The following is a 22,146-nucleotide window of genomic DNA, read 5'->3' as shown; positions in this document are numbered from 1 at the left end:
GAGCAGGAAGAACCGGACAGCAGAGAGTCAGCTCAACAGGAAGAGGACCACACGCGACCGAAGTCGATGTGGGAGCGGGTGACCAGCCACTGCTGCGGATGCATGGGCCAAGTGGAACAGGCATCCGAGTGCACGTCAACCAAGGTGAGATGTACGGCTCACAGTGTGGACAGGCTTGACAACGCCCGGTGTGCGCCGCTTATCTCGAAGACGGACCGGCGCTGAGGGGCCCGGTCCGTGTGTGGTTTCCGGTGTGAAGGTACGCCCCGTGTTCGATCTGAGCATCCACGGAGCTCCCGCATGCCCCCGCAGACCGTCTCGCTGCCCCCTTCCCCATCCTCTTCGCCGACGCTTGCCAAGGACGCTGCCGACGTCGTGCCGCGCATCGTCCCCGTACGCCGAACAGGCCGCTGGGCAGCGGCAGTTGTCGTCCTGGTGCTGCTCGCGCTGGCGCTGAACTCCGTCATCCGCAACGACGCCTTCCAGTGGGACGTCGTGCTCTCCTACTTCGCCACCGTCCCCGTGCTGCGCGGACTCTGGCTCACGCTCTGGCTCACCGCGGTGGTCCTGGTGCTCGGCTTCGCGCTGGGCGCGCTCCTCGCCGTCCTGCGGCTCTCCGGCAACCCCGTTCTCCAGGCGGTCAGTTGGGGTTACGTCTGGCTCTTCCGGTCCACGCCGATCCTGGTCCAGCTGCTGTTCTGGTTCAACATCGGCGCGCTGTACCCGCAGATCCTCGGCGTCTCCACGGTCAGCCTCCTCGGCCCGGTCACCATCGCCGTCATCGGGCTGACGCTGCACGAGGCCGCGTACGCCGCCGAGGTCGTGCGCGGCGGGATCCTCTCCGTCGAGCGCGGACAGGTCGAGGCCGCCCAGTCCCTCGGCCTCGGCCCCTGGCGGCGGTTCCGGCGCATCGTGCTGCCGCAGGCGATGCGCTCCATCGTGCCGCCGGCCGGGAACATGCTGATCGGCACGCTCAAGGGCACCTCCATCGTCAGCATCATCGCCGTGCAGGACCTGCTGTACTCCGTCCAGCTCGTCTACCACCGCACCTACCAGGTCATCCCGCTGCTCCTCGTCGCCACCGTCTGGTACGCGCTCGTCACCACGCTGCTGAGCATCGGCCAGCGCTATGTGGAGCGGTACTACGCCCGTGGCTCGGCGGGTGCGCGATGAGCTCCGCACCCAGCGTCGTGGTGATCGGCGGCGGCCCCCGGGGCACCGGCGTCATCGAGCGCATCGCCGCCAACGCCGGTGAGCTGTACGGGGACCAGCGCCTGGACATCCATCTGGTCGACCCCCACCCGGCGGGCGGCGGACGGATCTGGCGCCCCGACCAGTCGCCGCTGCTGTGGATGAACTCCATGGCCGAGGACGTCACCATGTTCACCGACGAGACGGTGGAACTGGCCGGACCCGTTGTGACCGGCCCGGCCCTGGACGCCTGGGCCGAGGACGTCCGCGCGGGCCGCGTCGTCCCGGACGCGGACCCCGCCGTGCTGGCCGAGATACACGGCCTCGCCGGAGCGGACTTCCCCACCCGCCGCCTCCAGAGCGCCTATCTGCGCTGGACCTACGACCGCGCCCTGGCCGCCCTGCCGCCCGGCATCACCGTGCACGAGCACCGCACCACCGCCCTCGCCGTCACCGGCCCGCGCGGCGGCCGCCAGCGCGTCCGGCTCCAGGACCGCGCCGAACCCCTGCTCGCCGATCTCGTCGTGCTGACCGTGGGCCACCTCGACGCAGAGAAGGACCCCGAGCAGGAGGAGCTCGGCACCTTCGCCCGGCGGCACGAACTGGTGCACCTGCCGCCCGACTTCACCGCCGACAGCGACCTGGCGGCCCTGCGCCCCGGGGAGCCGGTCATCGTCCGCGGCTTCGGGCTCGCCTTCATCGACCTGATGGTGCTCCTCACCGAAGGGCGCGGCGGACGCCACGAGGACGGCGTCTACCTGCCCTCCGGCCGCGAACCCGTGCTGTACGTCGGATCGCGGCGCGGCGTCCCGTACCACGCGAAGATCGGCTACGGCTGGACCGGCGAACGCCCGCCGCTGCCGCGGTACGTGGACCAGCCCTGGGCCGACGAGCTGCTGAGCCGGACCGGGCCGCTCGACTTCCGGCGCGACGTCTGGCCGGCGGTCGCGAAGGAGCTGGGCCACGCCCACTACCACCGGCTGTTCACCGCCCACCCCGAGCGCACCGCCCTGGCCCACGAGGTCTTCGCCGAGAAGTACGCCGCCGCAGAACCGGGCAGCGCCGAACTGGCCGGGATCGTCGCCGAGGCCGTACCCGACCCCGCCGACCGGCTCGACCTCGACGCCATCGACCGGCCCCTCGACGGAGTGCGCCTCGATTCGCCCGAGGCTCTCCAGGAAGCCCTGCGCGACTACATCACCGCCGACCTGACCCGCCGTCACGACCCGGCGCACAGCGAGGATCTCGCGGTCTTCCTCGGGCTGCTCTCCGCCTACGCCCAGCTCGTCCGGCTCGGCGACATCGGCGGCTGGTGGCACGGGTTCTTCAGCTATCTGGCCTCCGGCCCGCCCGGCCCCCGCCTCCAGCAGCTCCTGGCCCTCTCCCGGGCCGGAGTCGTCCGCTTCCTCGGCGCGGACCTCACCGTGGAGGGAGACGAGGAGCACGGCGTCTTCCGGGCCATCAGTGCCACCGTCCCCGGCGCGCACACCGAGGCCCGCGCGCTGGTCGAGGCCCGCCTGCCCGACCCCTCGCTCCGGCACACCGCGAGCCCGCTGCTGCGTGCCCTGCGCGACGACGGGGCCGCCGTCACCGAGACCGGTCTGCTCTCCGTGGACCCGGCCGACAGCCGGGTGCTGGACCGCGAGGGCCGCCCGCACCCGCGCCGCTTCGCCCTGGGCCCGTTCACCACCGCCCGCAGCAGCGGCGCGTTCACCCGGCCCCGTACCGGCGGGCCCGCCTTCCGGCAGAACGACGCCGCCGCGCGCGCCGCGCTCACCTTCCTGCGCGACCTCTCCTGTCGCGGCCGGCTCGCCTCCTGACCTGCCCGCCCGCCTCTTTCCCGTACCACCGCCGCCTGAGCGCCCAAGGACTCCTCTCATGTCGCTGACCAGCGATCCACCCATCGACCCACCCACCAAACCCGACCAGCCGTCCGACCCGACCGCCGGCCCGCCCACGGACGAGGCGGCCGACCACGAAGCGCTGACCGTCGTCCCCGTGCGCCACCCCTGGCGGTGGGTCGCCATCGTCGCGACGGCCGTCCTGGTGGCGCAGTTCCTCAACGGGCTGATCACCAACCCCGGCTGGGAATGGGACGTCTTCGCGCAGTTCTTCACCGCGCCGACCATCCTCAAGGCCGTCTGGGTCACGCTCCAACTGACCGTCTACGGCACGGCGATCGGCTTCGCGCTCGGTGTCGTCCTGGCCTTCATGCGGCTGTCGGCGAGCGTGTTCCTGAGGACGGTCGCGTACGGCTACATCTGGGCGTTCCGCTCGATCCCGCTCATCGTGCAGCTGCTGTTCTGGTTCAACCTCGCCTATCTCTACAAGGAGTTGCAGTTCGGCATCCCGTTCGGGCCGGGCTTCTTCTCCTTCGACACCATGAACCTCGTCGGGGCGACCAGCGCGGCCGTCCTCGGCCTCGCCCTGCACCAGGCGGCGTATGCGGCGGAGATCGTGCGCGGCGGCGTACTGGCCGTCGGCGCGGGCCAGTTGGAGGCGGCGGCCGCCCTCGGCATCCCCAAGTTCCGGCAGCTGCGGCGGATCGTCCTGCCGCAGGCGATGCGCTCCATCCTGCCCAACGCCGCCAACGAGATCATCTCGCTGTTCAAGGGCACCTCGATCGTCTCCGTCATGGCGATCGGCGAACTCTTCTACCAGGTGCAGGTGGTCTACGGCCGCAACGGCCGGGTGGTGCCCCTGCTGATGGTCGCCACCGTCTGGTACATCCTGCTGACCACCGCGCTCTCCGTCCTCCAGTACTACGTCGAACGCCACTACGCCAAGGGGGCCGTGCGATGAGCGCACCCAGCGATGCCATGGTCGAGATCCGCTCCGTGCACAAGAAGTTCGGCTCCCTGGAGGTGCTGCGCGGCATCGACCTGTCGGTCCGGCCCGGCGAGGTGACCGTCATCCTCGGCCCCTCCGGCTCCGGCAAGTCCACCCTGCTGCGCACCATCAACCACCTGGAGAAGGTCGACCAGGGCTGGATCAGCGTGGACGGCACCCTGGTCGGCTACCGCCGGGACGGCAACAAGCTCTACGAGCTGCGCGAACGCGAGGTGCTGCGCCAGCGCACCAAGATCGGCTTCGTCTTCCAGAACTTCAACCTCTTCCCGCACCTCACCGTCGTGGAGAACATCATCGAGGCGCCGGTCTCGGCGCTGCGCCGCCCCCGCAAGGAAGCCGTCGCGGCGGCCGAGAAGCTGCTCGACCGGGTCGGCCTCTCCGACAAGGCGGCCGCCTACCCCGCACAGCTCTCCGGCGGCCAGCAGCAGCGCGTCGCCATCGCCCGCGCCCTGGCCCTGGAACCGCGTCTGCTGCTCTTCGACGAGCCGACCTCCGCGCTCGACCCCGAACTCGTCGGCGAGGTCCTCGACGTCATCAAGGACCTGGCCCACGGCGGCACCACGATGATCGTCGTCACCCATGAGATCGGCTTCGCCCGCGAGGTCGCCGACACCGTCGTCTTCATGGACGAGGGCCGCATCGTCGAGCAGGGCCCGCCCGCCGACGTACTCGACCACCCCACCCAGGAACGCACCCGCGCGTTCCTCTCCAAGGTTCTCTGACCCGCCCTCACCCTTCCGCACCCTCGCAAGGAGTACCCACGTGTCCGTCCGCCGCAGCATCACCCTCGCTCTCGCCACACTCACCGCCACCGGTCTGCTCACCGCCTGCGGCTCCGACCCCTCCAGCGACCTGGCCGCCCCCAAGGGCCACAAGGACACCGGGGTCAACATCGGACCCGACCAGGACCGCATCAGAGGCAAGAAAGTCGCGGCCGCCGCCGACCTCGTACCGGAGGCGATCCGCAAGCGCGGCACGCTGAAGATCGGGGCCAGCGCCGACGCCTCGCCGCCGCTCGGCTTCTACGCCACCGACGACAAGACCCGCATCGGCTCCGAGATCGACATCGCCACGCTCGTCGCCGACACCCTGGGCCTGAAGCCACAGTTCGAGGAGGTCTCCTGGGAGAACCTCTTCGTCGGCCTGGACAGCGCCAAGTTCGACGCCGTCCTGTCCAACGTCACCGTGACCGAGGAGCGCAAGGAGAAGTACGACTTTGCCACCTACCGGCTCGACAACATCGCCTTCGAGGCCAAGAAGGGCTCCGGCTGGAAGGTGAAGGAGCCGGCCGACGTGGCGGGCAAGACGATCTCGGTCTCCTCCGGCACCAACCAGGAGAAGATCCTCGTCGAGTGGAGCGAGGAGAACGTCAAGGCCGGGCGCAAGCCGGTGGAGATCAAGTACTTCCAGAAGGACACCGACTACTACCTGGCCCTCCAGTCCGGCCGCATCGACGCCCACCTCGGCCCGAGCCCCACCGCCGCCTACCACGTCGCCACGGCGGGCCAGTCCGAGATCGTCGGCCAGCTCTCCGGCGCCGGCGGCGACCTCCAGGGCAAGATCGCCGCCACCACGAAGAAGGACAGCGGCCTGGTCGAGGCGTACGCCGCCGCGATCAACCACATCGTGCAGGACGGCTCGTACGGCAAGGTCCTGGAGCGCTGGGGGCTCAGCGGCGAGGCCGTGGAGAAGTCGGAGATCAACCCGCCCGGCCTGCCCAAGACCAAGAGCTGACCTCGGGGCCGCCGGGCCCGCTTCCCGGCCGCGCGTCCCGTCCGGCGCGCGGCCGGGAAGCGGACCGGCCAGGGGGGTGTCGTACACCCCCCTGGGCCCCGACCGACCGTCGACCCGAGAGGTCCCCGTTATGTCCGCCCGTACATCCCTCCACCTGGCCGCCGAGATCGGCGGCCCGCCGCACTACGACGCCGGTCACTACCTCCGGCTGGCCAAGCTCGCCGAGGACGGCGCGCTCGACTACGTCACCCTCGGCGACTCGTTCGCCCGCCCCGGGCTCGACGCGCTCGCCGTCCTCGCCCGCGTCGCGCCCGCCACCGACCGCATCGGCCTCGTCCCGACCGTCACCACCACCCACACCGAGCCCTTCCACGTCTCCTCGGCCGTCGCCACCCTGGACTGGGTGAGCCGGGGCCGCGCCGGCTGGAGCGCGGACGTCTCCACCACCGAGGCGGAGGCCCGGCTCTTCGGCCGCCGCTCCGCCGCGCCGCCCGCCGCGCTGTGGCAGGAGGCCGGGGAGGTGGCCGACGTCTCCGGGCGGCTGTGGGACAGCTGGGAGGACGACGCCGAGATCCGCGACACCGCCACCGGCCGCTTCATCGACCGGGAGAAGCTGCACTACGTCGACTTCGAGGGCTCCACCTTCACGGTGAAGGGCCCGGCCATCGTGCCGCGGCCGCCGCAGGGCCGCCCCGTCACCGTCATCGACGCCACCACGGGCCCGGCCCGCGAGGCGGCCGCCCGGCACGCCGACGTCGTCCACATCCGGGCCACCAGCCCCGAGCAGGCGGCCGCCGTCCGCGACGAGGTGCGCGCCAAGGCCGCCGCCCACGGGCGCGACCCCGAGGCCCTGCGGGTCCTGGTCGCGCTCACCGTCGACCTCGGCGACGTCGAGACCGCGCCGGAGCCCGGCCTGGAGAGCGGACCTCAGCTGGCCGGGCGCGGCACCTACTTCCGGGGCGGCCCGGTCGACCTCGCCGACCTCATCGCCCAGTGGCACCGCGCCGGAGCGGTCGACGGCTTCCACCTCACGCCCATCACCCCCGAACGCGACCTCGAAAGGATCGTCAACGGCACCGTGGCCCTCCTCCAGCACCGCAGCCTCTTCCGCACCTTCCACCCCGGCGGCACCCTGCGCGAACATCTGGGGCTCGTGCGCCCCGTCAGCCGGTACGCCGCCGCCAGGACCGCCGCGAAGGAGGCCTGACCGTGCCCCGTCCGATGCACCTCGCCGCCCATTTCCCCGGCGTCAACAACACCACCGTGTGGGCCGATCCGCGCTCCCGCAGCCAGATCGACTTCTCCTCCTTCGAGCACCTGGCCCGGACGGCGGAGCGCGGGAAGTTCGACTTCTTCTTCCTCGCCGAGGGGCTGCGGCTGCGCGAGCACAACGGCCGCGTCCACGACCTCGACGTGGTCGGCCGGCCCGAATCGCTGACCGTGCTGAACGCGCTGGCCGCCGTCACCGAGAGGCTCGGCCTGGCCGCCACGGTCAACGCCACCTTCAACGAGCCGTACGAACTGGCCCGCCGGCTCGCCACCCTCGACCACCTCAGCGCGGGGCGCGCCGCCTGGAACGTGGTGACCTCCTCCGACGCCTTCACCGGGGAGAACTTCCGCCGCGGCGGCTATCTGGACCGGGCCGACCGCTACACCCGGGCCGCCGAGTTCGTCGCCACCGCCCGGGAGCTGTGGGACTCCTGGACGCCCGACGGCACATCGAGGCCCTTCACGCACGAGGGGCCGCAGTTCACGATCTCCGGTGAGTTCACCGTGCCGCGCTCGCCGCAGGGCCACCCGGTGGTCATCCAGGCCGGGGACTCTGACGAGGGCCGGGAGTTCGCCGCCTCGGCCGCCGACATCATCTTCACCCGGCACGGCACCCTGGAGGCGGGCCGCACCTTCTACGCCGACGTCAAGGCGCGGCTCGCGGCGTACGGCAGGCAGCCCGAGGACCTCAAGATCATGCCCGGTGTCACGGTGGTGACCGGCGACACCGACGCCGAGGCCCAGGAGAACGCCGCCGAGATCCGCCGGCAGCAGGTCTCGCCGCAGAACGCGATCCTCACCGCCGAACAGATCTGGGGCACCGACCTCTCCGCGTACGACCCCGACGGGCCGCTCCCCGACATCGACCCCGTCCCCGACTCCGAGATCACCCAGGGCCGGGTCCGGCACGGCGACCCCTTCGCGATCGTCGCCCGCTGGCGTGCGCTCGCCGAGGCCAAGGGGCTGTCGCTGCGGCAGACCGTCATCGAGACCACCACCCGGCAGTCGTTCATCGGCTCGCCCGCCACGGTCGCGGCGGAGCTGACCGCGTTCGTCGACGAACGGGCCGCCGACGGCTTCATCCTCGTACCCCATCTCACCCCCGGCGGCCTGGACGACTTCGTCGACCGGGTCGTGCCGCTCCTCCAGGAGAGCGGAGCTTTTCGCTCCGAATACACCGGCTCCACGCTGCGGTCGCACCTCGGCCTGCCGGAGCCGGTATGGAAAGGTTGACCGCATGAGCACGGACGCAACGCAGCAGGAGCAGGCCGGCGGACCGGACGCCGCACAGGACTGGCAGCGGTGGCACGAGGAGCGCGTCGTCGCCGTCGCCGCCCCGTACGGCCCGCTCTCCCTGACCGGAACCCACTGGCTCTCCGACTACCCGGAAGGGCGAATTCCGGCCGTCCCGGGGCACTGGCGCGAGGACGGCGACGAGGTGGTCCTCACGGCCTCCGCCGAGGACGGCATCGCCGTCGACGGCAAGCCGCTGACCGGCGAGGTCCGGCTCGGCGCTGACCGCGGGCCGATCGACGACTCCCGGGTGGCGCAGGGCGCGCGGCGGCTGGTGGTGCTCCGTCGCGAAGGGCTCTGGGCGGTACGGGACTTCGACCCGGGATCGGCTGCCCGGCACGCCTTCTCGACCATCGAGGCCACTCCGTACGACCCCCGCTGGGCGCTGCCCGGGACCTTCCGTCCGTACGGCGCGGACCGGACCGTACGGGTGGCCAACGCGGACGGGGTCGAGCGCGGTCTCGGGCTCGGCGGCGAGATCGCCTTCACGGTGGACGGCGAGGAGCGCACGCTCCAGGTCGCGGTCGAACCGGACGGGTCGCTGTGGGCCGTCTTCGCCGACACGACCAGCGGGAACAGTAGCTACCGCTTCCGCTTCCTGCGGCCCGGGGCGCCCGCCGCCGACGGCAGCGTGGACGTCGACTTCAACCGCGCGCTGCTGCCGCCGTGCGCCTTCGCCGATCACTTCATCTGCCCCTTCCCGCCCCCGGGCAACACGCTCGCCGTCGCGGTCCCGGCGGGGGAGCGGAACCGGATCGACGCCTGAGCCGCGGAAGCGGTCCCTCCGGCCCCGGCAGCCCCACGGCTCCCGGGGCCGGATGCGTAGGGGGTCCAGGTGGCCGAAAGGCATTCTTGCGTCTCCTGACCGGCCCCCTCGATACTCCGGTCAGCGATTGTCAGGGGCACGGCAACTCCGGAATCCGGACAGGCCCCCGACTGCGCCTCACGGGCCCGCCACCCCACAGGAGGGCCCCCGATTCCCCTCGGAGGAACCCGAAGTGAGGATCAAGCGCACCAACATCCGCTCCAACGCGGCGAGACGCGTCCGTACCACGGCCGTTCTCGCGGGGCTCGCCGCCGTCGCGGCGATGGCCATCCCCACCGCGAACGCCGAAGCCCCCCGTACGTTCAGCGCCAACCAGCTGACCGCGGCGAGCGACGCCGTGCTCGGCGCCGACATCGCGGGCACCGCCTGGAACATCGACCCGCAGTCCAAGCGCCTCGTCGTCACCGTGGACAGCACGGTCTCGCAGGCGGAGATCAACCAGATCAAGAAGTCGGCCGGAGCCAACGCCGACGCCCTGCGCATCGAGCGCACCCCCGGTAAGTTCACCAAGCTCATCTCCGGCGGCGACGCGATCTACTCCAGCACCGGACGCTGCTCCCTCGGCTTCAACGTCCGCAGCGGCAGCACCTACTACTTCCTCACCGCCGGTCACTGCACCCAGGGCGCCACCACCTGGTGGGCCAACTCGGCCCGCACCACCGTGCTCGGCACGACCGCCGGATCGAGCTTCCCGAACAACGACTACGGCATCGTGCGCTACACCAACACCACCATCCCCAAGGACGGCACGGTCGGCGGCCAGGACATCACCAGCGCCGCCAACGCCACCGTCGGCATGGCCGTCACCCGCCGCGGCTCCACCACCGGCACCCACAGCGGTTCGGTCACCGCGCTCAACGCCACCGTCAACTACGGGGGCGGCGACGTCGTCTACGGCATGATCCGCACCAACGTGTGCGCCGAGCCCGGCGACTCCGGCGGCCCGCTCTACTCCGGCACCCGGGCGATCGGTCTCACCTCCGGCGGCAGCGGCAACTGCTCCTCCGGCGGAACGACCTTCTTCCAGCCGGTCACCGAGGCGCTGAGCGCGTACGGCGTCAGCGTGTACTGACCGGCCCCGCCCGGCAGTGTACGGAGCTGTCCGTACATACGTGCCCCCGTCCGGAATTCCGGACGGGGGCTCCCGCTCGCCGGGGGCTCTTGAGAGGATGTCGCCACGACGGGTCGTCGTGACGGGGCGACGGGGGCAGACCCGCCCCCGAGGTGTGCTCCGCCGGCATCAGGGGGTTGCAGGTCCGTGAATCGCATCGGAGTGACCGGTCACCGCTCCATCCCCGCCGAGGCCGAGGCGCATGTGCTCGCGGGACTGCGGGCCGCGCTGTGCGGCCTCGACGGTGCGACCCAGGCGCTCTCCAGTCTGGCGGTCGGCGCCGACCAGCTCTTCGCCGACCTCGCCCTCACCTGCGGCGCCGAACTGACCGCCGTGATCCCCAGCGGCGACTACGAGGCCTGCTTCGAGAACGCCGCCGACCTCGCCCGCTACCGGATGCTCAAGGCCCGCGCGGTGCGGGAGGTCCGCCTCGACTTCCCGCACTCCACCGACGAGGCCTACTACGCCGCGGGCGCCTACATCGCCGACCACTGCGACCGGCTGCTCGCCGTCTGGGACGGCCTCCCGGCGCGCGGCCTCGGCGGCACGGGCGACATCGTCACCTACGCCCGCACCCTGGGCCGCCCGGTCACCGTGATCTGGCGCGACGGAGTCCTGCGCGGCTGACCCGGGCCGGGGCGACAGCTCACACGCGGTGCCGGACCAGCCAGTCGGTGTGCTCCGGCGACACGATCCGCTCGGTCTCGAACACCGCCGCCGGCCAGTGCCGTTCGGTGAGGGTGGTCTCCATGGCGGCCTGCATCGACTCCAGGTCCTTCTCCACCAGCGAGTGCGCCGAGATCAGCGGATGGTGCCGGCGCATCTCGTTCCAGGCGAGACAGGCCGCCGCCGCCGCGGACAGCGCCCCCGTCAGACCGAACGACCGGCCCACCCCGAAGGTCTGCAGCACACTCAGCGCCAGCGCCGGGAGCGTCAGCGCGACGATGGCGCCCGACCACAGCAACGCCCCGCGCCGGGAGGCCTGCTGACGCCGGCGGTACCAGCGCCGCTGTTCGATGAGCCGGTCCCGTACATAGGTCTCCTTGCGGACCGTGTAGGCCTTGTCCCGTAACGCGCGCATGGACTCCGTGATGAGACCGCCGGAATCCGGCAGTTCCTCGCGCGGATCGGCCCAGCCCACCTTCCGCAACTCCTGGAGGCCGTCCTCCAGCCGATTGGCGAACAGCGCCTCCGGGTGCCCGGACGCACTGTCGAACGGCGCGCCGTGGACCGCGTAACGCCAGCAGTTGGACTTGATGAACTCCGCTGCGGAACGGTTCAGTTGCCAATGCGACTTTGCTTTGCGCTGGGAGGCGAGGAAGGTCGCGAAGAGCACGCCCAGGTACGCCAGCACCGCGGCCCCGTACAGGGCCCTGGGCACCGGACCGTCCTCGGCGTGCCAGGGCAGCGCCGCCGGCACCGTGCCGGCCACGAGCAGCGCCAGCTGCACCCGGGTGGTGTTCACGGCCTCGCGCTGGCGGGCCACGGCGACCGCGTCCGTGTGGTGGAACAGGGCCGGCAGGTCCTCGTTCCTGAAGACCATGGATCTCAGCGGCTCGGGCAACGCCGTCATGGTCGCCTCCGTCTGCAGTTGTCGTATGACCCGGCCGGCCGTCGCGCCTGCCCCGCCCGGGGCCACGAGAGTAGGGGGGAGGGCCGGACGCGGCAAGACCGTACCGGCTCCGCGGAGGGTCCGTGTGGCAGGGTTCGGCCACTTCCGCGCAGGTGTTCTTCCGCGCCCGGCGGCGCTGTGGCAAGGTGGCCCAACTGGACTGAACAGCAGGTGAGTTGCCGCCTTACTCGGCGGTCGCGATCACCGCCTGACGGGGGAGGGGCCATCGAGGGTGACGGAGCCGGCGGAGTGGATGACGACATCCCGCTCCGGGACAGCCAGCGCAGGGTGCGCCGCAGCCCGCTGCTCTTCACCGCTCCCCTGGTACTGCTCGCGGTCCTGATCCTGATCCTCCTGTGGGAGGCCGTCCGGGCCAATGTCTCGCCCGGCGCCCGGGACGACTGGCCCTGGCGGCTGCAGCTGCTGGACATGGAGGCGCTCGGAAGCCTGCTGGCCGTGGCGGCCGGCGCCGTACTGGCCAGGGCGCAGTACGCCCGCACGGTCCGGCCCTACCTCGGCTGGCGCGGCTCCTGGCGCAAGGGGCTGCTCGCCGAGGGGAAACCCGCGTGGCGCGTCGGGATACTGAACGGTGGTCAGCACATCGCCGTGATCGAGAGCTGGGAGTGCCGCGTGGTGCTGCGCGGCGGGCCCGACGCGGCCACGGCGCCCTGGGTGGCCGTCCCGGACGTCGTGACCACCCTGACCGCGGACGGTCTCTCGGTGGGGCAGGACTACCAGCTCATCGCCTTCGGGAAGGGCTTTCCGCTGGTCGGCACCGGGAACTACGAGACCGTGCCGGTGGGGGTGTTCTCGCAGCGGTTCGTCGAGCGGGTCGACGCGCTCCAGATCCGGGTGCGGGTCACCGATGTCGTGGGCGACAGCCACGAACGCGTCCTGGACTGCATGCGCGGCTCCCGGGTGGAGCACAACGTGCCCGGCGCGGAACCGGTGAACGAGTGAACTGCCGTCCCCATCGAGACGTCCCGGCGGGTACGGCCGGGGCCGGGGCGGGCCCGTCGGGATGCGCCCGCCCGCCACCTGTGCGCGCCGCCCCGACGGCGACGGAAAGCCTCTCACCTGCACGGGCCGGCAAAAGTGCGGACGGCCCTCCGGCCCGTGGAATCCGCCGCTCGTCCGCCGCTCACCCGAGCGGTCGCGCGAAAGAGATGTTTCGACGGGAAAAACCCGATGTGAAGGCTGGTCCGCCGGCATGTGCGGGGGCTCCAGCGGTAGTAAAGTGCGCGTGCCGGGCCGTGTGATGACACGGAATCCGCGCAGCGTTTCAATGTCCGGAAACAGACCCCTTCAGGATCCCCCTAGGACGGCCGTGAAGACCTACGGAACCACCCCCGCCTTCGCCTCTGCGAAGACCCGCGCGACCCTCGCGGCGACCGACGTCCGCAGCGCCGAGGCCGCCAGGAAGCTCGACCGTGCAATCGGTGCGACAACGGCCCGGTCCACCCGGATTTCCACTTTCAGTTCGGCTCTCTGAGCCGGCGTCAGAAGTGGATAGAATGGCGGAATGACAGGACCCCTGGTCCCCTTCCGTGAATTCGTGCTCAAAGTGCACAGCAGGTGTGATCTTGCCTGCGACCATTGTTATGTCTACGAACACGCAGATCAGAGCTGGCTGACCCGCCCCAAGACCATCTCCGACGAGGCGATTTCGCGGACCGCCCGGCGTCTGGCCGAGCATGCGACGACTCATGCGCTTCCCTCCGTCACAGTGATCCTGCACGGCGGGGAACCGCTCCTGGCAGGGCCCGCGCGATTGCGACGGGTCTGCGAGGAGCTCGGCTCGGCCCTGAACGGCATCGCTGAGCTGGACCTCAGGATCCACACCAACGGCGTCCAGCTCAGCCCCCGTTATCTCGACCTCTTCGACGAGTTCCACGTCCGGGTCGGGATCTCGCTCGACGGCGACCGCGCGGCCAACGACCGCCACCGCCGGTTCGCCAACGGACGCAGCAGCCACCCGATGGTGATGCGGGCGGTCGAACTGCTCCGCGAGGAGCGCTACCGCCACCTGGACCTCGGCCTGCTCTGCACGGTCGACATCCACAACGACCCGGTGGCCGTGCACGACGCCCTCGCCGAACTCGAACCCCCGCTCGTCGACTTCCTGCTGCCGCACGCCACCTGGGACGACCCGCCGCCACGCCCGGACGGCTCGCCCACCGCGTACGCCGCATGGCTCCTGGCGGTCTTCGACCGCTGGACGGAACAGGGCCGCCCCATGCCCGTCCGGATGTTCGCCTCGGTGCTCTCCAGCCTGAACGGCGGCCCCAGTCTCACCGAATCACTCGGCCTCGCCCCCACCGACCTCGTCGTCATCGAGACCGACGGAAAGCTGGAACAGGTCGACTCGCTCAAGAGCGCCTACGAGGGAGCCGCCGCCACCGGGTTCGACGTCTTCAGCAATACGTTCGACGAGGTCGCCGCCCACCCCGGCGTCCGGGCGCGCCAGCTCGGCCTGGCCGGAGTCAGCGAGACCTGCCGCCGCTGCCCGGTCGTGCGGTCGTGCGGCGGCGGGCTCTACACCCACCGGTACCGCTCCGGGCCCGGCTCCGACGGCGGCTTCGACAACCCCTCGGTCTACTGCGCCGACCTGGCCGCCCTGATCCGCGGCATCGAGGAACGCACCGCCGCCGCCACCGAGTCGCCCGCCGTCCGGGCGCCGGACGCCCTGCTCGCCGCCCACCTCGACCTGACCCGCACTCTGCTCGCGGCGCTCCACGACACCCTCGACGGACAGGGCGGAGCGCTCTGGGACGAGGCCTGGCGGCTCGCGGCGAGCGTGGAGGCCGACGCTCCGGGCGCCGACGCGCTCGACACGGTGCTCGCCCACCCCTACACCCGCACCTGGCTGGTCGGCGCCCTGGAGGACGTCCACGCCGGCCGCGGGCTGACCGGGCCCGCCGCCGAACGGCTCGGCGCCTGTGTGGCCGCCGCCGCCGTCCGGGCCGGGCTCGACCTGCCGGTGCCGGTGGCGTACCGCGACGGAAGCCTGCATCTGCCTACCCTCGGCACCGCGGTCGTCGGCGGGCCGGGGGAGCGGGGCGTGGCGGTGGTGCGCGCCACGGACGACGGCTTCCTCGTCCGCCGGCCGGACGCCGTGGCCGCCGTGCCCCGCGCTCCCGCCGCTTCCGCCGCTCCCGCGGTTCGCGGCCCGGAGCTGCGTATCGCGCACGAGGAACCGGAGGGCCCGCACTGGCGTCCCGTCCGCGTCCTGCGGCGGACACCCGCTCCGGCCCTCCTGCTGGACGACCTCGACCCCTTCCGCGACGGCTTCGGCACCGCCCCGGCCGACCGGCTCACCGCGGAGCGGGCCGACGCCTGGGGGCACCGGATCGCCGACGCCTGGGCGCTGCTGGCCGACGCCGTTCCGGAGCAGGCGGCGGAGGCCGCCCGGACGCTCACCACGGTGACCCCGCTGGCCGCCGGTACGGCCGAGCCGGGCCGGCACGGCCACGGCGCGCTCGGCGTCGGCCAGGCGGCCGACGGCAAGGAGCTGGCACTCGGCCTGCTCAGCGGATTCCGCCGGGCGAAACTGCGGGCGCTCGGTGAAGTGACGGATCTTTACGCCTTGGACGGTACCTGGGAACATCGGACGCCTTGGGGGAGCGAACACGTGACGTTCTCCCGACTGCTGGCGGAGACATTCGAACGGGCGGGGCTCGGGCTTTACGATCCGCGCTTCCTCACGGGTGTTCCGGAAGCCCTCGACATGATCGAGAACGCGGCGGAGGTGACGGTCGACGGAAAACAGCTGATCGCCGCTGTCCGCAAGGAGATCAGCGGAACACGGAGTGCGGCCGGGAAGAATCGCGGCAGGACCGTCCCGCCGTCCGGTCATCCTTCGAACGTCCTGTCGTCTGACCGGAAAGTGACGTTCGAATGACCGAACGGCAGGGGGGTGGAAAGCGGTCCGCTCCGGAATGATGAGTTCGCTTGCACTCCCTTCCTCCTTCTGGGATGCGAGTGCTCACACAGGACGGGGGTCGTGTGCACGCATCGACGCAACAGCGAGCGGTGGGCCATCGGCCGTATTTCTTTCTGAGTTACGCCCACACACCGGGGTACGGCGGCGGCACGGACCCCGATATGTGGGTCGAGCGGCTATTCCAGGATCTCTGCGGTCATGTGATGGCCATGACCGACTTACCCGCGGGCGCGCCCGCGGGATTCATGGACCGGGAGATACGTTCCGGCGAGGGCTGGTCGGAACGGCTCGGTGATGTCCTCGCCACCTGCCGGGTCTTCGTTCCGCTGTTCTCGCCGCGCTACTTCGCCAGCGAGATGTGCGGCAAGGAGTGGTACGCCTTCGAACAGCGGGCCATCCACCACCGGGCCCGCTCCAACCAGCCCGCCGAGGCCATCGTCCCGGCCCTCTGGGTGCCGGTGCCGCCGAGCCAACTGCCCGGCTCCGCCGAGCGGTTGCAGTTCAACCACCGCGACTTCGGGGAACGGTACGTCAGCGACGGCCTCTACGGTCTGATCAAACTCCGGCTCTTCGCCGAGGAGTACGAACGGGCCGTCTACGAACTGGCCAAACGCATCGTCAGCGTCGCCGACTCGGTCCGTATCGACACCGGCCGGCCGGTCGACTACCGCCTCGCGCCCAGCGCCTTCGGCTCGCCCAGCAGCGGGGTCGGCGCACCCCGGCCGATGCAGATCACCATCGCGGCGCCCACCCGCCACGATCTGCCCGAGGGCCGCAACAGCGACCACTACGGCGACCACCCCCAGGACTGGAACCCCTACTACCCCGCCGCCGCCCGCCCACTGGCCTATGTGGCCGAGGAACTGGTCCGCTCGCTCAACTACCAGGCGGTCATCACCTCGTTCGACGAGGACCGGCACGACGGCAAGGCCCCGCCCAGCACCCCCGAGATCCTGCTCGTCGACCGCTGGGCCCTTCGGGACGAGGACCACCGCCGCAGGCTCGCCGCCTTCGACGCCGAGAACCGGCCCTGGGTGACCATGGTCGTGCCGTGGAGCCGCGACGACCACCAGAGCAGAGCGGCCGAGACCGAGCTCATCGAGAAGCTCGAAGCGACCATGCCGATCAAGATGGGCCAGGGCCGGGCCCTGTGCCGCGCGGCGGCGAAGGGAGTGCCCACGATGGAGGCGTTCGGCCAGCTCCTGCCCCAGGTCGTCGAGGTGGCCGCCCAGCAGTATCTGAAGCACGCCAAGGCCTACCCGCCCGGACCCGGCGGCGGATCCGGCGAGCGGACCCGGCTCACCGGCCCCATGGGCGCCACGAGCTACATACCCGACCCGCACGACCCTGCGACGGAAGCGGAGGACCTATGAGTGCCGGTCGTGACGGGCGCATCGTCACCTTCTACTCGTACAAGGGCGGTACCGGGCGCACCATGGCGCTCGCCAACGTCGCCTGGATCCTCGCGGCCAACGGCAAGCGGGTGCTGGCCGTCGACTGGGACCTGGAGGCCCCCGGGCTGCACCGGTTCTTCCACCCCTTCCTCGACCCGGCCACCCTCGGCGCCACCACCGGCGTGATCGACCTGATCACCGAGTACGCCTGGGCCGCGACCAGCCCCGCCCAGCGCGCCGAGGACTGGCACCGCGACTACGCCCGCATCCAGCCGCACGCCGTGTCGCTGACCCCGGAGTCGCTGGGCTGGGAGTTCCCGCAGGGCGGCACGCTCGACTTCGTCTCCGCCGGACGGCAGAACCGCGAGTACTCCGCGACGGTCTCCACCTTCGACTGGGACAACTTCTACGACCGCTTCGGCGGCGGCCACTTCTTCGACGCGCTGCGCGACGACATGAAGGCCAACTACGACTACGTCCTCATCGACAGCCGCACCGGCCTCAGCGACATCGCCGACATCTGCACCGTCCACCTCCCCGACGTGCTCGTCGACTGCTTCACCCTCAGCGACCAGTCCATCGACGGCGCCGCCTCCGTCGCCCGCCAGATCGCCGAGCGCAACACCGGCCGCCCCATCGCCCTCTACCCCGTCCCGATGCGCATCGACGAGGGCGAGAAGGAGAAGGCCGACGCCGGACGGGCGCTGGCCCGGCTCAAGTTCGACCGGCTGCCCCGCGATCTGTCCGGCGACGAACTCACCGCCTACTGGGGCGCGGTGGAGATCCCCTACCGCCCGTACTACGCCTACGAGGAGACGCTCGCCACCTTCGGCGACGAGGCCGGTCTCACCAACTCGCTGCTCTCCGCCTTCGAACGGCTCACCGCGGTCATCACCGACCGGGAGATCACCTCGATGCCCCCGATCGGCGAGGAGATCCGGCTGCGGATCCGCGACGCCTTCACCCGGCGCAGGCCCGCCCTGCCCGCCGATCTCCACCTCAGCTATGTGGCGGAGAACCGGATGTGGGCCGACTGGCTCGAATCGATTCTCACCCGGGCCGGCTTCCGGGTCGTGCCGCGCGACGTCTCCGCCGAACGCCCGCCCGAGGAGCAGGCCGACACCAACGCCGAGAACGCCGCCCGCACCGTCGTCCTGCTCTCCAGCGCCTATCTGAAGTCCCAGCGCGCGGTCGAGCTGTGGGAACGCACCGCCGCCGAGGCCGTGGGCAGCGGCCGCCGCCGGCTGGTCCCGCTGCGGGTCGGGGACGTACGCCTGACCTCTCCGTACATCGACCGCAACCCCGTCGACCTGTTCCGGCTGGACGAGGTGCACGCCACCACCGCCGTGATGCGGGCCCTGGACCGCCCGGTGCAGGTGGCCGACGGGGTGTCGCCCGGACCCCGCTTCCCCGGCACCGTGCCGAGGATCTGGAACGCGCCGCCCCGCAACCCCGGCTTCACCGGACGCTCGCTCGTCCTGGAGCGGATGCGCGACCAGCTCGGCGGCGGCCTCGCCGTCGTCCTGCCACAGCCGCAGACGCTGTACGGACTCGGCGGCGTCGGCAAGACCCAGGTGGCCCTGGAGTACGTGCACCGCTTCATGGCCGACTACGACCTGGTGTGGTGGATATCGTCCGAGCAGCCCGACGACGTGGTCGCCTCGCTCGCCGAACTCGCCGTCCGGCTCGGCGCCCAGGGCGGCGACGACATGGCGGCCGCCTCCCAGGAGGCCGTCGACCTGCTGCGGCGCGGGGTGCCCTCGGACCGCTGGCTGTTGGTCTTCGACAACGCGGACGACCCCGAGCAGCTGCGCCGCTACTTCCCGCAGGGCGGCTCCGGCCACATCCTGGTGACCTCCCGCAACCAGAGCTGGTCCCAGCACGGGGACGCGCTGCCCGTGGACGTCTTCCTCCGCGAGGAGTCCATCGAGCACCTCCAGCGCCGGGCCCCGGGGCTCAGCGACGAGGACGCCGCCCAGGTGGCGACCGCGGTCGGCGACCTGCCGCTGGCCGTGGAGCAGGCGGCCGCCTGGATCGCGGAGACCGCCACCCCCATCGACACCTATCTCGAACAGCTCGCCCAGCAGGCGCCCCAGGTCCTCGCGCTCAACCAGCCGGCCGGCTACCCGGAACCGGTCGCCGCGACCTGGAACATCTCCATCGCCCGGCTCAAGGAGCGCTCGCCCGCCGCCGTACGGCTGCTCCAGCTCTGCGCCTTCTTCGCCCCGGAGCCGATCTCCGCGAACCTCCTCTACAGCAAGGAGATGATCGACGCGCTGAAGCCGTACGACTCCTCGCTCCAGGAGAAGCTGGTGCTGGGCCGGGTCATCCGGGAGATCGGCCGGTTCGCCCTGGCCAAGGTCGACCAGGTCTCCAACTCCATCCAGGTGCACCGCCTCGTCCAGGCCGTGATCAAGGCGCAGCTCAGCGAGGAGGAGCAGCGCGAGGCCCGGCACGTCGTCCACCGCATCCTCGCCGGGGCCCGGCCCGACGACGACGAGCCGATAGACAACCCGGAGACCTGGCCGCGCTTCGCCACGATCTGGCCGCACCTCGGCCCCTCCGACGCCCGCAACTGCAAGGAGCCGGAGACCCGCAGGCTCCTGATCGACCGGGTCCGCTACCTCTGGAAGCGCGGCGACGTCAGGACCGCCGGGGCGCTGGGCGACGAACTGCGGGAGATCTGGAAGGAGAAGCTGGGCGAACGCGATCTGCAGTACCTCTACCTCTGCTTCCACCTCTCCAACATCCTGCGCACCCGCGGTCGTTACGTGGAGGCGAAGGAGCTGGACGAGTTCACCCTGGAACGCCAGCGGGCGGTGCTGGGGCCCGAGCACCCGCACACGTACATGACCACCAGCAGCCTGGCCATCGACCTCGGTCTGCTGGGGGACTACGCGCGGGCGATCGAGATGGCGACCGAGGCCCACGAGGGGTTCGGGCAGATCTTCCACGACTCCCACCCGCGGACCCTGGCCGCCGCCAACAACCTGGCCCTGAACCTGCGCAGCGTCGGCCAGTACGCCCGTGCCCGGGAGATCGACCAGGACGTCTACGACCTGCGCTCCCAGGTGCTCGGAGCCGAACACCCCTACAGCCTCTCCTCCGCCATGAACCTCGCCCGTGACCTGCGGGAGGTCGGGCGGTACGAGGACTCGGTGGGGCTGCTCAGCACGACGTACAACAGCTTCAAGGAGACGATGGGCCGCAGTTTCCCGGCCACGCTGAGCGCCGCGAAGAGCCTCGCGGTGTCGTTGCGCAGGGCCGGCCGGCTGGAGGACGCGCGCCGTCTCACGGTGGCGACCCGGGCCCGCTACCGGGCGAAGTACACCATCGCCAACCCCGATTCGCTGGCCTGCGACCTCAACCTCGCCGCCGACCTGTTCGCGGCGGGCGAGAGCGCCGAGGCGAGGGACACCGCGCAGGAGGTCGTCGACCAGTACATGAAGGTGCCGGGGGAGAAGCACCCGTACACGCTGGCGGCGCAGAACAACCTCGGCGTCTATCTGACGGGGGCCGGGGAGCCGGAGGCGGCGGAGCGGGTGCTGAAGCTGGTCGTCGCCGCCATGCGGGAGACCTTCGGCCGGGAGCATCCCAACACCCTGTTCTGCGTGATGAACCTGGCGAGCGCGACCGCGGACCGGGGCGAGCTGGACATCGTGCTGGAGACCGAGCAGCGGCTGTCCGGGCAGCTGCGCGAGGCGCTCGGTCCGCACCATCCCGAGACCCTGGCCATGACCTCGAACATGGCGGTCACACTCGACGCCATGGGGCGGGAGGACCAGGCGGTGCAGCTGCGGGCGGAGATCGTCCCCGAGCTGTCGCGGCAGCTCGGCGACGACCATCCGCTGGTCCGCGTCGCCCGGACCGAGGAGCGGTTCCGGCGGGAACTGGAGCCGATGTCGGTGTGACCGGCCGTGGACCGGCCGTGCCGGGAGGGCTCACCCTCCCGGCACGGCCGTCGGCGTCCGGTGCGGGTGCTCCCGCGCGTCCAGCAGCCAGTCCAGGACCCGGGGCAGCATGGGGAACGCGTCGAAGTGGGCCGCCGACGGTTCGAGTACGGCGGTGGCGCCCGGGATCTGCCCGGCCAGCCAGCGGGAGTGGCCGACCGGGGCGAAGACGTCCTGCACCCCGTGCCAGAGCAGCACCTCGCCGGTGATCCGGGAGGGATCGAACCCCCAGGGGCTGCAGAACGCGAGGGCGTCGTCGATCCAGCCGTACGCCGAATGGCGCAGCCCCTCGCTGTAGTTGCGCAGCAGCATGGACCGGATCCCCGCGTCGTTGACCACCATCCGGTCGGAGTCGGTCAGCTCCCGGCGCAGATCGTCCAGGAGCCGGACCGGGTTCCGCCGGATCTGCGCGGAGCGGACGATGAAGGACTCCGCCAGGCTGTCCGGGTCGTCCGCCGCCGTGGAGTACGCGAGGACATTGGACGCGGTCATCCCGTCGAACCAGTCGAGACCGGCGGCGTCCGGGGGCGCGAGACTGACCAGCGCCGCGGTCCGGGTGATCCGTTCCGGCATCAGCGCCGCGCAGGCCAGGGCGTGCGGGGCGCCGCCGGAGCGGCCCACCACGGCGAACCGCTCCAGGCCCAACGAGTCGGCGATGGCCCGGACGTCCTCGACGACGTCCTTGATCCGGCGGCCCTCGTGCCGGTCGCTGTCGCCGTATCCGGGGCGGTCGTAGGTGATCAGCTGCGTATGGCGCTGGTACAGCACCATGCCCCGGGGAGCGGGGCCGAGCCTGCTGCCCGGGGTGCCGTGCAGAAGGAACACCGGTCTTCCCCGCGGATCCCCCATCCGCTCCACCATCAGATGCCGGCCGTCCGCCGTGAGCACCCGATTGCGCACCCCGTGCCTCCTCCGCTCGGTCACCCGGCGGGCGCGTGCCGCCTTTTCGATGATGACCCATCAGGGGCGTTAC

At 71.5% G+C, this 22,146-nt stretch carries 16 protein-coding genes; 14 read left to right on the top strand and 2 right to left on the bottom strand.

From position 1 onward, the window contains the following. Positions 1 to 300 precede the first annotated feature (300 nt). From ACSMXR_RS05925 to ACSMXR_RS05880, 10 genes are all read left to right on the top strand, one after another. Positions 301 to 1,173 carry an amino acid ABC transporter permease gene (locus tag ACSMXR_RS05925; protein WP_473171366.1) on the top strand — a complete coding sequence of 291 codons (873 nt, stop codon included), beginning with the start codon at positions 301 to 303 and terminating at the stop codon, positions 1,171 to 1,173. Then, positions 1,170 to 3,011, top strand: a complete 1,842-nt coding sequence (locus ACSMXR_RS05920; protein WP_473171365.1) for an FAD/NAD(P)-binding protein — start codon at positions 1,170 to 1,172, stop codon at positions 3,009 to 3,011. The genes ACSMXR_RS05925 and ACSMXR_RS05920 overlap by 4 nt, the downstream gene beginning before the upstream one ends. A 58-nt stretch (positions 3,012 to 3,069) precedes the next feature. Beyond that, entirely contained in the window at positions 3,070 to 3,993 is a 924-nt protein-coding gene (locus ACSMXR_RS05915; RefSeq protein ID WP_387989969.1) for an amino acid ABC transporter permease, read from the top strand. A 17-nt stretch (positions 3,994 to 4,010) separates the two neighbouring features. After that, positions 4,011 to 4,763: an amino acid ABC transporter ATP-binding protein gene (locus tag ACSMXR_RS05910; protein WP_137232331.1), complete on the top strand. Its 753-nt coding sequence runs from the start codon at positions 4,011 to 4,013 to the stop codon at positions 4,761 to 4,763. Between the two features lie 40 nt (positions 4,764 to 4,803). Beyond that, positions 4,804 to 5,775: an ABC transporter substrate-binding protein gene (locus tag ACSMXR_RS05905; RefSeq protein WP_137232103.1), complete on the top strand. Its 972-nt coding sequence runs from the start codon at positions 4,804 to 4,806 to the stop codon at positions 5,773 to 5,775. 130 nt (positions 5,776 to 5,905) lie between these two features. Continuing rightward, positions 5,906 to 6,982, top strand: a complete 1,077-nt coding sequence (locus ACSMXR_RS05900) for an LLM class flavin-dependent oxidoreductase (RefSeq protein WP_218526633.1) — start codon at positions 5,906 to 5,908, stop codon at positions 6,980 to 6,982. A gap of 14 nt (positions 6,983 to 6,996) precedes the next feature. Then, positions 6,997 to 8,277 carry an NtaA/DmoA family FMN-dependent monooxygenase gene (locus ACSMXR_RS05895; RefSeq protein WP_473172343.1) on the top strand — a complete coding sequence of 427 codons (1,281 nt, stop codon included), beginning with the start codon at positions 6,997 to 6,999 and terminating at the stop codon, positions 8,275 to 8,277. A 4-nt stretch (positions 8,278 to 8,281) separates the two neighbouring features. Continuing rightward, entirely contained in the window at positions 8,282 to 9,103 is an 822-nt protein-coding gene (locus ACSMXR_RS05890) for a DUF1684 domain-containing protein (RefSeq protein WP_473171364.1), read from the top strand. Positions 9,104 to 9,335: 232 nt separating this feature from the next. Further along, positions 9,336 to 10,235, top strand: a complete 900-nt coding sequence (locus tag ACSMXR_RS05885; RefSeq protein WP_473171363.1) for a S1 family peptidase — start codon at positions 9,336 to 9,338, stop codon at positions 10,233 to 10,235. Positions 10,236 to 10,421: 186 nt separating this feature from the next. Next, positions 10,422 to 10,901, top strand: a complete 480-nt coding sequence (locus tag ACSMXR_RS05880) for a hypothetical protein (RefSeq protein ID WP_137232107.1) — start codon at positions 10,422 to 10,424, stop codon at positions 10,899 to 10,901. A gap of 19 nt (positions 10,902 to 10,920) precedes the next feature. Here ACSMXR_RS05880 and ACSMXR_RS05875 read toward each other — a convergent pair whose 3' ends face one another. Further along, positions 10,921 to 11,847 (bottom strand): DUF4231 domain-containing protein, encoded by a 927-nt coding sequence (locus ACSMXR_RS05875; RefSeq protein ID WP_473171362.1) that lies wholly within the window; start codon positions 11,845 to 11,847, stop codon positions 10,921 to 10,923. A 288-nt stretch (positions 11,848 to 12,135) separates the two neighbouring features. On the opposite strand from ACSMXR_RS05875, the gene ACSMXR_RS05870 reads away from it, so the two are divergent. The 4 genes from ACSMXR_RS05870 (at position 12,136) to fxsT (ending at position 21,134) form a co-directional block, all read left to right on the top strand. Continuing rightward, positions 12,136 to 12,846, top strand: a complete 711-nt coding sequence (locus tag ACSMXR_RS05870) for a hypothetical protein (protein WP_137232109.1) — start codon at positions 12,136 to 12,138, stop codon at positions 12,844 to 12,846. A 562-nt stretch (positions 12,847 to 13,408) separates the two neighbouring features. Further along, positions 13,409 to 15,787, top strand: coding sequence for a radical SAM/SPASM protein FxsBH, inactivated beta-hydroxylase extension form (fxsBH, locus tag ACSMXR_RS05865; protein WP_473171361.1), 2,379 nt, complete (start codon positions 13,409 to 13,411; stop codon positions 15,785 to 15,787). A 74-nt stretch (positions 15,788 to 15,861) separates the two neighbouring features. Next, a complete protein-coding gene (gene fsxC / locus ACSMXR_RS05860; RefSeq protein WP_170994531.1) occupies positions 15,862 to 17,202 on the top strand; it encodes an FxsC protein in 1,341 nt (446 codons plus the stop codon). Then, entirely contained in the window at positions 17,199 to 21,134 is a 3,936-nt protein-coding gene (gene fxsT, locus ACSMXR_RS05855) for an FxSxx-COOH system tetratricopeptide repeat protein (RefSeq protein WP_218526637.1), read from the top strand. Before fsxC ends, fxsT begins: the two co-directional genes overlap by 4 nt. A 30-nt stretch (positions 21,135 to 21,164) precedes the next feature. Here fxsT and ACSMXR_RS05850 read toward each other — a convergent pair whose 3' ends face one another. Further along, positions 21,165 to 22,073 (bottom strand): alpha/beta fold hydrolase, encoded by a 909-nt coding sequence (locus ACSMXR_RS05850; protein WP_218526638.1) that lies wholly within the window; start codon positions 22,071 to 22,073, stop codon positions 21,165 to 21,167. Between the last annotated feature and the right edge of the window lie 73 nt (positions 22,074 to 22,146).

The organism is Streptomyces sp. DSM 106670, from assembly GCF_055792845.1.
Note: the sequence above shows the minus strand (reverse complement) of the source record. Positions and strands in the feature narration are given on the sequence as shown.